Origin of the sequence: Streptomyces sp. R-74717 (assembly GCF_047305335.1) — a bacterium.
Lineage (GTDB): Bacteria > Actinomycetota > Actinomycetes > Streptomycetales > Streptomycetaceae > Streptomyces > Streptomyces atratus.
On the sequence record NZ_CP102361.1, the window covers coordinates 2,730,661 to 2,743,310 of the forward strand.

The following is a 12,650-nucleotide window of genomic DNA, read 5'->3' on the forward strand; positions in this document are numbered from 1 at the left end:
AAATATGGAGACGAGGAGAATCTCGGAAAGCGGAAGGGGATTTCGGAAAGCGCCGGAATGTCCTCTACCGTTCATATGATGACCGCCCCATCGCCCACCGCCAGGAGAGCACGCCGACTCGGCTGGCCGCAGCGGGTCTTCTCCCAGGTCCTGCTGATGCAGCTGGCCATCGCCACCGGTGTCACCGTACTCGCCACCGGCCTCTTTCTGGCACCCCTCAGCGCGCAGCTCGACGATCAGGCGATGCGCCGTGCACTCGCCATCGCGCAGAGCACGGCGGCCCAGCCCCAGATCACGGAGTCACTGCTCGCCACGGCCCCGACCCCCACCGGGCCCGTACAGACCGCGGCCGAGCGGATCAGACGCGCCACCGGCGCCGAGTACATCGTCGTCATGGACCGGCGCGGGGTGCGCTGGTCGCACACCGATACCGACCAGATCGGCAAGGTCGTCTCCACCGACCCGAGTGACGCGCTCGCCGGCCGGAACGTCATGGAGATCGACAGCGGCACGCTCGGCCGCTCGGCCCGCGGGAAGGTACCTCTGCGCGACGGGACGGACCACATCGTGGGCGCGGTCTCCGTCGGGATCGCGTACGACAGTGTCCGCGCCCGGCTCCTCGCGGCGATTCCCGGGCTGTTCGCCTACGCGGGCGGGGCGCTCGCTGTCGGGGCGCTGGCCGCCTATCTGATCTCCCGGCGCCTCCAGCGGCAGACCCATGACCTCGCCTTCTCCGATATCTCCGCGCTGCTGACGGAGCGCGAGGCGATGCTGCACGGCATCCGCGAAGGGGTCGTGGCACTCGACCGGACCGGCCGCATCCGGCTCCTGAACGACGAGGCGCAGCGGCTGCTCGGGCTCGGCCCCGATGCCGCGGGCCGCCCGCTCGACGCCGTGCTCGGCGAGGGGCGGACCGCCGATGTACTGGCCGGCCGGGTGATCGGCGACGATCTGCTGACGGTGCAGGGCACCCGGGTCCTGCTCGCCAACCGGATGCCGACCGACGACGGCGGCGCCGTCGCCACCCTCCGCGACCGCACTGAACTCGAACATCTCGGCCGCGAGCTCGACTCCACCCGTGGCCTGATCGACGCGCTGCGGGCCCAGGACCACGAGCACGCCAACCGGATGCACACCCTCCTGGGGCTGCTGGAGCTGGACATGCACGAGGACGCCATGGAGTACGTCACCGAGGTCGTCGGCGTCCACCGGGCAACGGCCGAGCAGGTCACCGAGAAGGTGCACGACCCACTGCTGGCCGCGCTCCTGGTCGGCAAGGCCACGGTCGCGGCAGAGCGCGGCGTCGCGCTCCGCATGGCCCCCGGGACCCTGCTACCGGACCGGCTGGTGGACCCTCGCGGGCTGGTCACTGTCGTCGGCAATCTCGTGGACAACGCACTGGACGCGGCGGCCGGAGCGGACGGCGCCCTGATCGAGGTGGGCCTGCGCGCCGAGGGCCGTACCGTGGTGCTGCGGGTCCGCGACAGCGGCCCCGGGGTTCCGCCCGGGCAACGCGAATCGATCTTCACGGAGGGCTGGTCGACGAAGGAACTCCCGGCGCACGGCAAGCGTGGCCTGGGCCTTGCACTGGTGCGGCGGCTGGCGGAACGGCAGGGTGGCGGAGTCACTGTCGACGGGGCCGCGGACGGTGGCGCCGAGTTCACCGTCGTGCTGCCGGAAGCCTTGGCCGTCCAGGACATGACGGATCCTGAAATGACTGAACGGGAAATGACCGAACCGAAAACCGGCATCGCGGGAGAGGCTCAGTGATCGAGGTCCTGGTCGTGGATGACGACATCCGGGTCGCGAAGGTCAATGCGGCCTATGTCTCCAGGGTGCCGGGATTCCGGGTGGCCGCCCAGGCGCACTCCGCCGCCGAAGCCCTCGCCACGATCGAGGAACAGCGTGTGGACCTGGTCCTGCTGGACCACTACATGCCCGACCGCAACGGTCTGACGATGGTGCGTGAGCTGCGCAGACTCGGTCACCACACCGACGTGATCATGGTGACGGCGGCGCGCGACGTCGCCACCGTCCAGGAGGCCATGCGACACGGCGCGCTGCAGTACCTGGTGAAGCCGTTCACCTACGCGGGGCTGCGCACCAAGCTGGAGGCGTATGCGACTCTGCGCCACACCCTCGAAGGCGGCGGCGAGGCGGAGCAGGGTGAGGTGGACCGGCTCTTCGGCGCCCTGTGGGCGGCGGGCGAACCCGACCTGCCCAAGGGCCACTCACCGACCACGGCAGAGCTGGTCAAACAAGCACTCCGGAGCGCCGAAGGGCCGCTCTCCGCACAGGAGATCGCGGAGAGCGCCGGGATGAGCCGGCAGACCGCCCAGCGCTATCTGAAGCTGCTGGAAAGGACCGGCAGGGTGCGGCTGACGCTGCGGTACGGCGAGACGGGCCGCCCGGAACACCGCTACACCTGGTCCACCGGCGGGCAGGCCTGAGAGATCCGGTCCGTACGGTGCGCACGCGCGGCTACACCGCCCCTGCCCCGGTCAGCGCACGCACCTCGGTCTCCGCATGTTTGGCGGCGTCGGGCGGCTCGGTGGACGTGACCGCTCCGATCCAGCCGGCCAGGAAGCCCAGCGGGATGGAGACCAGGCCGGGGTTCTCCAGGGGAAAGAGCTGGAAGTCGACGCCGGGGAAGAGCGAGGTGGGGCTGCCGGAGACGACCGGGGAGAGCAGCACGAGCAGCACGGCGGGGATCAGCCCGCCGTAGACCGACCAGACCGCTCCCCGGGTGGTGAAGTTCCGCCAGAACAAGGAGTACAGCAGCACGGGGAGGTTGGCCGAAGCGGCGACGGCGAAGGCGAGCCCCACCAGGAACGCCACATTCAGATCCTGGGCGACCAGACCGAGTCCGATGGCGGCCACCCCGATCCCCGCTGCGGCGACCCGGGCCACGGTGACCTCGCTGTACTGCTTGGAGCCAGGATGCCTGAGCGAGGCGTAGAGGTCATGGGCCACAGAGGCGGACGAGGCGAGGGTGATCCCCGCGACGACTGCAAGGATGGTCGCGAAGGCGACGGCGGCGACCACGGCGAACAGAATCGTTCCCCCGGTGGATCCTTCGCCACCGCCGAGCACCAGGGCCAGCAGCGGAACCGCTGTGTTCCCCGCGGAATTCGACGCTCGTACCTCCGCCGAGCCGACCAGTGCCGCCGCTCCGAATCCGAGCACGATCGTCATCAGGTAGAAGCTGCCGATGAGCCCGGTGGACCAGACGACCGAACGGCGGGCCGCACGGGCGGTGGGCACGGTGTAGAACCTCGACAGGATGTGCGGCAGCCCCGCCGTACCGAGTACCAGGGCCAGGCCCAGGCTGATGAAGTCGATCCGTGCCGTCCAGGATCCGCCGTACCGGAGGCCGGGCGAGAGGAACCGGCTTCCATGCCCGCTCCGTTCGGCGGCGGAGCTGAGCAGGGCATTGAAGTCGCCGTGGAAGTGGACCAGGACGAGCACGGTGAGCACGACCGCTCCCGCCATCAGCAGAACAGCCTTGACGATCTGGATCCAGGTGGTGGCGCGCATCCCGCCGAGCGATACGTAGACCACCATGAGCGCCCCGACACCGATGACAGTCCAGGAGCGGGCGGCGCTGCTCGTACCGCCGAGAAGCAGCGCGACCAGGCTGCCCGCACCCACCATCTGTGCGACGAGATAGAGCACGGAGACGGTGACGGACGAGGTGCCGGCGGCGATCCGGACCGGGCGCTCCGCCATCCGCGCCGCCACCACGTCGGCGAGTGTGAACCGGCCGCAGTTGCGGACCAGTTCGGCGACCAGGAGCAGGACAACGAGCCAGGCGACGAGGAACCCGACCGAGTAGAGCATGCCGTCGTAGCCGAAGAGGGCGATCAGGCCTGAGATGCCGAGGAAGGACGCGGCCGACATGTAGTCGCCGGCGATGGCGAAACCGTTCTCCATGGGGGAGAACAGCCGGCCGCCCGCATAGAACTCCTCTGCCGAACCGTGCCGGTTACGGCTCACCCAGGTGGTGATGGCAAGCGTCACTGCGATGAAGGCGCTGAACAGCAGGAGCGCCAGGGTCTGGTGGTTCCCGTTCAACGCCCGATCCCCCGCGTCATCTCCTGTGTCTCCCAGCGCAGATCGAGTGCGGCCCGGTCCCTGCGCAGTCGTGCGTGACGTGCGTATGCCCCGGTGAGAAGGAACGTCGTGAGGAACTGCCCGAGCCCTGCGACCATTGCGACATTGACCGCGCCGGCCACCGGACGGGCCATCAGCCCGGGTGCAGTGATCGCGGCGACGACGTAGGCGAGATACCAGACGAGGAAGGCGAGGGTGGCGGGGATGACGAACCGCCGGTACCGACGGCGCACTTCCTGGAAGGCCTCGCTGCGCTGCACCTCCAGATAGATGTCGGCCGCACTGTGGCCGCGCTGCGGGTCAGCGTGCCCGGGTGGTCCGGCGGGAGCAAAGCTCCCCGCACCGTCCAACTCGCCCCATCCGGAGGCCAGCGCGTCGTCCCACGGGTCGTCGAGTCGCATCGCTGCGGCCTCGTGCCCTGCTTCCTTCTCCACCGAACAACTCCCCTTGTCCACGGACCACTTCGGCCGCGTACCCAAGAATGGGCAGATCGGGAAGATCTCGGGCATTCATTCGCCGGTCTTCACCTCTTCAGGTGAAGGTTGACCCGGGCGGCTGTGCGAGGCCCCGAACGTACGCATAGCGAACGGCCTGTGCCCGGTCGCGTACTCCGGCCTTGGCGAAGAGGTTGTTGATGTGGCTTTTCACGGTGGCCTGCGAAATGTGCAGCCTGCGGGCGATCTCCAGATTGGACAGCCCCTCCGCGATCAGAACCAGCACTTCCAGCTCACGTGGTGTCAGACCGTCGGGCAGCTGGGGCTCGGGGGCCGAACCAGGCGGCGGGGGCTGCGTGGTGACGCGCTCCAGCAGACGGCGCTGCACGGAAGGCGAGAGCCCGGCCTCGCCCGACAGCACGGCCTGGATGGCCCGCACGATCTCATCGCCCCCGGCGTCCTTGGTGAGATAGCCCCGGGCTCCCGCCTGCAGTGCGGGGAAGAGCGAGTCGTCATCCGCAAATGTCGTGAGCACCACCACCTGGGTTCCCGGATACTCCTTGCGGATCCGCCGTGTTGCCTCCGCCCCGTCGCAACGGGGCATCCGCAGATCCATCAGAACCACGTCGGGGGCCAGCTCGGCCACGAGCGCGACGGCCTCTTCACCGTCCTTCGCCGACCCGACCACCTCGATTCCGGGAAGCAGCCCCAACAGCATCACGATTCCTTCGCGCACCACCGACTGGTCATCGGCGACCACGACCCGCGCGTTCACGCGGGCACCCGCAGACTCACCACGAAACCCTCCTCGCCGGGACCGGCCTCCAGCGTCCCGCCCATCAGCTCGGCCCGCTCCCGCATCCCCAGCAGACCGTATCCGGAGCCACTGACGGCGAGCTCCTCCTCGCGTCCGTGCCCACCCGAGTCCCGCACTTCCAGGGCGATTTCGTCCGGCAGATACTCCAGCCGTACGAGGACCCTGGCCCCCGGTGCGTGCTTGCGCACATTGGTCAGGGCCTCCTGCGCCACCCGCCGGACCGTCTGCGACGCCTCAGCAGTCAGCGCCCGCTGTTCCCCCGACACGCTCACCTCTGCGGGCTCCGCGGCCACCAGCTGCCGCAGGAAATCCTCCACCGGGGACACCTCCCCCCGGAGCGCCGACAGAGCCTGACGGGTCTCCGCAAGCCCCTCACGCGCCATGGAGCGTGCAGCCACCACCCGCTCGAGCACCCGGTCCCGGAACTCCCCCGCGGGCTCCCGCTCGATCAGCAGTCGCGCCGCCTCCAGATGTACCAGCTGCGCCGAGAGGCTGTGAGCGAGCACATCGTGGATCTCCCGGGCAATCCTGGCCCGCTCGTCCAGGGCAGCCGTCTCGGCCTCCGCCGCGCGGGCCGCCCGCTCCTGCGTGAGAAGTCTCTGGGCGCTGCCGCGGGCCTCGGCATCCAGTCTGATCACGTAGCCCGCCAGGGAGAGGCCCGCTGTGGTCATGGCCGTGGTCAGCCAGCCGTCGGTGTTGACGGCTGTGTACGCGCCGAGTGCGACGGCCGTGGTCGGGAGGCCCGCCGCGAGCGGCAACCTCTCCAGCGCGGCGACCGCGCAACCGCACCACAGGATCACTGCGGGCACACCGGCGCCGGCCTGTTGCGCACCGAGTGCCGCCACCATCAGCAACACCAGAAGTCCCAGCGATGGCCACAGCCGGTGTTCCAGGCTGGCTCGGAAGAACGCCCACGCGGCAACCGCACAGCCCAGAACGCCCACCAGCCCGAGCGCAAATTCCCAGGGCCCGAACCGTTCGCCGGTGAATGTGCCCCAGAGCATGGCCGTGAGCAGACCCAGCCGGATGGACCAGGCGATCGCCGCCCGTGGGCGGGCGCGGCTCGCCCGTGAGAGGGCTTCCCTGGACGGCCAGCTCGTCCAGATCGTGCGGGTCACACGCGGCCCTTCCACGCCGGCTGCGACGACATCCCGTCGGCAGAGCCACCGTACGCCGGACGCATCTGCCCGGCCCGCCACATCAGCACACCACTGCGCACCGCCAACGTGACTGCGAGAGCCGACAACAGTGCGGCGCTGCCCTGATGTATGCCCGTCAGCGCGGCAGCCTCGTAGAGAACCGCCCGCAGCGCCAGTCCCCCTGTCCAGATGAAGACGGTGGCCTTGCTGCCCTTGCTCCACAGCGAGCCGTCCGCCGCGCGCCACAGCCGAGAGGTCCAGCCCCAGCCGGCGCCGGTCACCAGCCCCACCGCCAGCTCTGCGCCCAGGACCGCCAGGGACAGCGCCTCGTGACGCGGATCCACCAGCCCGGGCTCGCGCAGCGACATGACGAGGAGAATGCCCGGCAGGATCCACCAGCGCTTGTCGTCGGAGATCCGCCGTGCCGAGCACTGGCGGACCACGACAACAGCGATGACGGCGACGATCACCAGGACATTGACAAGCCCGGACATGGCTGCCTCCGAGATGCGGGAAGGTTGAACGCCTTCGACGCTACGGAAACCACCAGGTCAGGGGATCGGCTCAGGGGTTGATCCCGGGTGGAGCCGCCGTCTCCACCCAGGGGCCGCCGTCTCCACCCAGGGGTGGAGACGGCGACGCTCAGGCGTCGATGCGTGAGCGGTCCAGGGTGGCGGCCGAGCTGGTGATGAACTCCTTGCGTGGCGCCACCTCATTGCCCATCAGCAGATCGAAGACCTGCTCGGACGATTCCAGGTCGCCGATGTTGATCCGCCGCAGTGTGCGGTACCGGGGGTCCATCGTGGTCTCCGCCAGCTGGTCGGCGTCCATCTCGCCCAGACCCTTGTAGCGCTGGATCGAGTCCTTGTACCGGATGTTCTTCCGCTGCAGTTCCAGCAGCCGCTGACGCAGCTCGCCGTCGGAGTACGTGTAGATGTACTTGTCCTGGCCCTTCTTGGGCTGGACAAGCTCGATCCGGTGCAGCGGGGGTACGGCGGCGAAGACCCGACCTGCCTCGACCATGGGTCGCATGTAGCGCTGGAACAGCGTCAGCAGCAGAATGCGGATGTGCGCGCCGTCGACATCGGCGTCCACCAGCAGGACGATCTTCCCGTAGCGAGCGGCGTCGATGTCGAAGGTCCGCCCCGACCCGGCTCCTATGACCTGGATGATCGCACCGCACTCGGCGTTCTTCAGCATGTCCGAGACGGATGCCTTCTGGACATTGAGGATCTTGCCCCGGATCGGCAGCAGCGCCTGGAACTCGCTGTTCCGGGCGAGCTTGGCCGTACCGAGCGCGGAGTCTCCTTCGACGATGAAGAGCTCGCTGCGGTCCACGTCGTCGCTGCGGCAGTCGGCGAGCTTCGCCGGCAACGAGGAGGACTCCAGCGCTGTCTTGCGGCGCTGTGCGTCCTTGTGCTGGCGGGCCGCGATGCGAGTGCGCGCGGCAGCCACGGCCTTGTCCAGGACCGCCCTGGCCTGAGCCTTGGCATCGCGCTTCGTCGAGGTCAGGAACGCCTTGAGTTCCTTGGCCACGACGTTGGCGACGATCCGGTTGGCCGCCGAGGTGCCGAGCACCTCCTTGGTCTGGCCCTCGAACTGCGGCTCCGCCAGTCGCACGGTGACGACCGCGGTGAGACCCTCCAGTGCGTCGTCCTTGACGATGTCGTCCTCGGCGACGCGGAGCAGCTTGGCGGAGCGCAGCGCCTCGTTGACCGTCTTGGTCACGGAGCGTTCAAATCCGGTCACATGGGTGCCGCCCTTGGGGGTGGCGATGATGTTGACGAAGGACTTGAGGTTGGTGTCGTATCCGGTGCCCCAGCGCAGGGCGATGTCGACGGCGAGTTCGCGGGTGACCTCGGTCGCCGTCATGTGTCCGCGCTCGTCCAGGACCGGCACGGTCTCCTTGAAAGTACCCTGGCCGGTCAGGCGCAGGACGTCGCAGACCGCCTTGTCCTGGGCGAGGTACTCGCAGAATTCACTGATTCCGCCGTCGAAGCGGAAGGTCTCCTCGGTCTTGCCCTCGCCGTCGAGAGCGCGCTCGTCACGGACGACGATCGTGAGGCCGGGGACGAGGAAGGCCGTCTGCCGCGCCCGCTGGTGGAGCGTCTCCAGGTTGAGCTTGGCGTCCTTGAGGAAGATCTGCCGGTCCGCCCAGTAACGCACCCTGGTGCCGGTGCGCGCCTTCGGCACCCGCTTGCCCTTGAGCAGGCCGTTGGCCGGGTCGAACGGGCTGTCAGGCCCCTGCTCGGTGAAGATCCCCGGGACTCCGCGCCGGAAGCTGATCGAGTGGGTCGCGCTGTTCCGGTCGACCTCGACGTCCAGCCGGGCCGAAAGCGCGTTGACCACAGAGGCACCGACGCCGTGCAGACCGCCCGACGCGGCGTACGAGCCGCCGCCGAACTTTCCACCGGCGTGCAGCTTGGTCATCACGACTTCGACGCCGGACAGGCCCGTCTTGGGCTCGACGTCGACAGGGATGCCGCGCCCGTTGTCCCGGACCTCCACGGAATTGTCGTCGTGGAGAATGACCTCGATGTGATCGCAGTAGCCGCCCAGAGCCTCGTCGACCGAATTGTCGATGATCTCCCAGAGGCAGTGCATGAGCCCGCGGCTGTCGGTGGACCCGATGTACATCCCGGGACGCTTGCGGACCGCTTCGAGCCCCTCGAGTACGAGCAGGTGCCGCGCGGTGTAGTTGGAACCGTCTCGGTCTGCTCCGGTCAGCAGCGCAGTGGACGGCACGGACGTATCGGCGGTCACGCGGTTCGCTCCTCGCTGAATTTCATTTGGGGCCCAGTCGGTAGCGGGCTCGGCTTCGGTCGCCGCTGAGAGGGTACCGAGGCCTGGTAGAGCGGTTGTAACGCCACCCTCCAGAACCCTCACACTAGTCCAGCCTCGCATACGCGTTCGATCCCTCGTAGGAGTGACGTGAACATCACGTTCCCTTCCAGGCATGAACCATTTAGGCTCCGGGCACGTCCTCATGAACAAACCGGCAAGCCAGCCGGGAGGATCCACCAAGACAAGCAACGCGAAACCGTAGCGCTACGCAATACGGCACATTCGCCGCCAACCGGCAACAGACAGCCATTTTGAGAAGAAGTTTCGAAGAAAAGCCACGAGCGGGAACGTTTTCGGCCTGGTTGGATGTTGACCCTGGTACGACAGCTCGTCGAGCTAGAGAAGAGGCGACGTGACTACTGTTCTGACCCCCGCGAGCCCGCTGACCGCAGCAGACCGCTGCGACCGTTGCGGCGCCCAGGCATATCTGCGCGTCGTCCTGATCAGCGGCGGTGAACTGCTCTTCTGCGCCCACCACGGTCGCAAGTTCGAGCCGGAACTCAAGAAGATCGCCGCGGAAATACAGGATGAGACGGACCGGCTGACGGCCGTGCAGGCCCAAGCCGCCGAAGAGGAACAACACTGACACCTCGCATCCACGACGAGCCAGGGTCAGGTCCCGGACCTGACGGCGGGCGGCTTCCCGATTGGGGAGCCGCCCGTTCTCGCACCCGCAGTGATGTCGTTCAGCCGCCGCCCGGCATCCAGCCGATCGCAGCGGAGATCCGCGTGTACACGCCGGGGCTCCCGACCCGGGCGCAGCCGTTTCCCCAGGACACCAGCCCGATGAGCCGCCCACGGGCCACCAGCGGCCCGCCGCTGTCGCCCTGGCATGCGTCGTGCCCACCCAGCAGTTCGCCCGCGCAGAGCATCGCTGAGGCGTCGTACGTACCGTCTCTGCCACCCGGGTAGGCCTGCTGGCACAGGCTGTCCGGCAGGACGCTCACTTCGGCGGAGCGGAGTGACGACGCATAGTCACTGTTGCCGGTCGTGTCACCCCACCCGTAGACGATGGCACCGGTCCCCGGCTCGTATGCCGCGTCACCGGATTCAGCCATCGGGATCACGCTCTTGGCGGGCAGCGCGTCGGCCAGGGTGAGCACCGCCAGATCCCCCGCGTTCGTGGTGGGGTCGAACCCCGGATTGCTCCACGCCGCCTGTACCGGTGTCTCCTGCCCTCCGGTCCCGCGCAGGGCGTCCCGGCCGGAGATGACCCGCAGATCGCGCACCTGACCGACATCGACGCCGAGCGCCTCCCGGCTCAGGCAGTGCGCAGCAGTCAGTACCTTCTTCGGCGCCACCACGACACCGCCGCAGAACTGCCCGGCGCGTGGCTCTCCGAACCGGTCACGGCTGGACAGTGCCACAACCCAGGGGCTGTCCTTGACGTGTGCGGGCTGGCCACCGATGACGATGCTGTCCGAAACAGCCGCAGCGGGGGATCCGAGCGGTATCGCGGCCGTGGCGGCAACAAGGGCGGACACCCCGGCCATGGCACGAAAAACTGTACGGGACATGCACACTCCTGACTCTGTGGTGAACCATTCACACCCAGAGTCATGCGACCCGTCGCCGACCGCACCCGCAGATAGGCCGAAGGCCCGGTTCCCTACGGGATCCGGGCCCTCGGTCTGTTTACTCCTGCGCCCTAGTCGAGGTAGTCGCGCAGCACCTGCGAACGCGACGGATGGCGCAGCTTCGACATGGTCTTCGACTCGATCTGACGGATGCGCTCGCGCGTCACGCCGTAGACCTTGCCGATCTCGTCCAGCGTCTTCGGCTGCCCGTCGGTGAGACCGAAGCGCATCGAGACCACGCCCGCCTCACGCTCGGAGAGCGTGTCGAGCACCGAGTGCAGCTGCTCCTGAAGGAGCGTGAAGCTGACCGCGTCGGCCGGGACGACCGCCTCGGAGTCCTCGATCAGGTCACCGAACTCGCTGTCCCCGTCCTCACCCAGCGGGGTGTGGAGGGAGATCGGCTCACGACCGTACTTCTGGACCTCGATGACCTTCTCAGGGGTCATGTCGAGTTCCTTGGCCAGCTCCTCCGGCGTGGGCTCGCGGCCCAGGTCCTGGAGCATCTGACGCTGCACACGGGCGAGCTTGTTGATGACCTCGACCATGTGCACCGGGATGCGGATGGTGCGGGCCTGGTCGGCCATGGCGCGGGTGATCGCCTGACGGATCCACCAGGTGGCGTACGTGGAGAACTTGTAGCCCTTGGTGTAGTCGAACTTCTCGACCGCGCGGATCAGACCGAGGTTGCCCTCCTGGATGAGGTCCAGGAAGAGCATGCCGCGGCCGGTGTAGCGCTTGGCCAGCGAAACCACGAGACGGAGGTTGGCCTCCAGCAGGTGATTCTTGGCGCGGCGGCCGTCCTCGGCGATGATCTCCAGTTCGCGCTTGAGCTTCGGCGCGAGTTTGTCGGAGTTCGCCAGCTTGTCCTCGGCGAACAGACCGGCCTCGATGCGCTTGGCGAGCTCGACCTCCTGCTCGGCGTTGAGGAGGGGAACCTTGCCGATCTGCTTCAGGTAGTCCTTGACCGGGTCGGCGGTTGCGCCGGCGACGGCGACCTGCTGCGCAGGTGCGTCGTCCTCGTCGTCGTCGGAGAGGACGAAACCCTTGTTCTCGCCCTCGCCCTCCTCTTCCTCGCCCTTGCCGGCCTTTACCTCTTCGGCCGCCTCGTCGCCATCGAGGAGCTCGTCGTCCTGCTTTCCGGACTTCTTCGTTGCTGTCTTCTTGGCCGCCGTCTTCTTCACGGCGGTCTTCTTGGCAGCCGTCTTCTTGGCTGCCACCTTCTTCGCAGGGCCGGCCGCGGCAGCGTCGTCAGCCACCACGTCCACGGTCTCTGCCGACGGGGCGGCAGTGGCCGCGACTGTCCTGGTCACGGTCGTCTTGGCCGCGACAGTCTTGGTGGCGGTGCGCTTGACCGGGCTCTTTGCTGCGACGCTCTTGCGGGCACGCTTTGACGGCTCCGCGGCACTGACCATCAGCGTCACACCCTCTTCCTCGAGGATCTGATTGAGGCTGCGCAGAACATTCTTCCACTGGGTTGGCGGAATCTGGTCAGCCTCGAAGGCCCGACGCACGTCATCGCCGGCGATCTGCCCATCAGCCTTTCCCCGCTCGATGAGCGCCATCACAGACTCGGACTCGGCGATCTCCGGCGGGAGCGTACGGGATGTGCTGGCCGACACGAACAACCTCTCGGAACGATGGAAACGGCTTCCGGCCCGGCCCTGGAGGGGGCTGGAGCCGACGACCGTCGGGCTGGGAATGTACCGACGGCGCGGGTTTGGCCTCA

Annotated in this window: 11 protein-coding genes; 3 read left to right on the forward strand and 8 right to left on the reverse strand. The window is 68.1% G+C overall.

Features of this window, described 5'->3' with window-relative positions; translation table 11 throughout:
• The first annotated feature begins 78 nt into the window (after nucleotides 1-78).
• A complete protein-coding gene (locus NRF20_RS12165; protein ID WP_398630478.1) occupies nucleotides 79-1,770 on the forward strand; it encodes an ATP-binding protein in 1,692 nt (563 codons plus the stop codon).
• Entirely contained in the window at nucleotides 1,767-2,450 is a 684-nt protein-coding gene (locus tag NRF20_RS12170; RefSeq protein ID WP_266357121.1) for a response regulator, read from the forward strand. Before NRF20_RS12165 ends, NRF20_RS12170 begins: the two co-directional genes overlap by 4 nt.
• 31 nt (nucleotides 2,451-2,481) lie before the next feature.
• On the opposite strand, the gene NRF20_RS12175 is transcribed toward NRF20_RS12170, so the two are convergent.
• From NRF20_RS12175 to NRF20_RS12200, 6 genes are all read right to left on the reverse strand, one after another.
• The gene (locus NRF20_RS12175; protein WP_398630477.1) at nucleotides 2,482-4,074 is read right to left on the reverse strand and encodes a cation acetate symporter; all 1,593 of its coding nucleotides are present in this window, start codon (nucleotides 4,072-4,074) and stop codon (nucleotides 2,482-2,484) included.
• The gene (locus NRF20_RS12180; RefSeq protein ID WP_266365142.1) at nucleotides 4,071-4,514 is read right to left on the reverse strand and encodes a DUF485 domain-containing protein; all 444 of its coding nucleotides are present in this window, start codon (nucleotides 4,512-4,514) and stop codon (nucleotides 4,071-4,073) included. The genes NRF20_RS12175 and NRF20_RS12180 overlap by 4 nt, the downstream gene beginning before the upstream one ends.
• A gap of 130 nt (nucleotides 4,515-4,644) precedes the next feature.
• A complete protein-coding gene (locus NRF20_RS12185) occupies nucleotides 4,645-5,322 on the reverse strand; it encodes a response regulator transcription factor (protein ID WP_266357123.1) in 678 nt (225 codons plus the stop codon).
• A complete protein-coding gene (locus NRF20_RS12190; protein WP_413752571.1) occupies nucleotides 5,319-6,482 on the reverse strand; it encodes a sensor histidine kinase in 1,164 nt (387 codons plus the stop codon). Before NRF20_RS12190 ends, NRF20_RS12185 begins: the two co-directional genes overlap by 4 nt.
• The gene (locus tag NRF20_RS12195; RefSeq protein WP_398630475.1) at nucleotides 6,479-6,997 is read right to left on the reverse strand and encodes a DUF1453 domain-containing protein; all 519 of its coding nucleotides are present in this window, start codon (nucleotides 6,995-6,997) and stop codon (nucleotides 6,479-6,481) included. The genes NRF20_RS12190 and NRF20_RS12195 overlap by 4 nt, the downstream gene beginning before the upstream one ends.
• A 148-nt stretch (nucleotides 6,998-7,145) precedes the next feature.
• The gene (locus NRF20_RS12200; RefSeq protein ID WP_266357128.1) at nucleotides 7,146-9,266 is read right to left on the reverse strand and encodes a DNA gyrase/topoisomerase IV subunit B; all 2,121 of its coding nucleotides are present in this window, start codon (nucleotides 9,264-9,266) and stop codon (nucleotides 7,146-7,148) included.
• A 433-nt stretch (nucleotides 9,267-9,699) separates the two neighbouring features.
• Here NRF20_RS12200 and NRF20_RS12205 point away from each other — a divergent pair, with 433 nt between their 5' ends.
• Complete coding sequence (locus NRF20_RS12205; protein WP_024489001.1) at nucleotides 9,700-9,933, forward strand: hypothetical protein; 234 nt, start codon at nucleotides 9,700-9,702, stop codon at nucleotides 9,931-9,933.
• Between the two features lie 100 nt (nucleotides 9,934-10,033).
• Here NRF20_RS12205 and NRF20_RS12210 read toward each other — a convergent pair whose 3' ends face one another.
• Complete coding sequence (locus NRF20_RS12210) at nucleotides 10,034-10,864, reverse strand: S1 family peptidase (protein ID WP_413752572.1); 831 nt, start codon at nucleotides 10,862-10,864, stop codon at nucleotides 10,034-10,036.
• A 131-nt stretch (nucleotides 10,865-10,995) separates the two neighbouring features.
• Nucleotides 10,996-12,543 (reverse strand): RNA polymerase sigma factor, encoded by a 1,548-nt coding sequence (locus NRF20_RS12215; RefSeq protein WP_327272501.1) that lies wholly within the window; start codon nucleotides 12,541-12,543, stop codon nucleotides 10,996-10,998.
• Nucleotides 12,544-12,650 lie beyond the last annotated feature (107 nt).

Bases quoted from the DNA above. Each gene is read 5' to 3' on its own strand.
- NRF20_RS12165 (WP_398630478.1), top strand. From the start codon at position 79: ATGACCGCCCCATCGCCCACCGCCAGGAGAGCACGCCGACTCGGCTGG.
- NRF20_RS12180 (WP_266365142.1), bottom strand. From the start codon at position 4,514: ATGCGACTCGACGACCCGTGGGACGACGCGCTGGCCTCCGGATGGGGC.
- NRF20_RS12195 (WP_398630475.1), bottom strand. From the start codon at position 6,997: ATGTCCGGGCTTGTCAATGTCCTGGTGATCGTCGCCGTCATCGCTGTT.
- NRF20_RS12210 (WP_413752572.1), bottom strand. From the start codon at position 10,864: ATGTCCCGTACAGTTTTTCGTGCCATGGCCGGGGTGTCCGCCCTTGTT.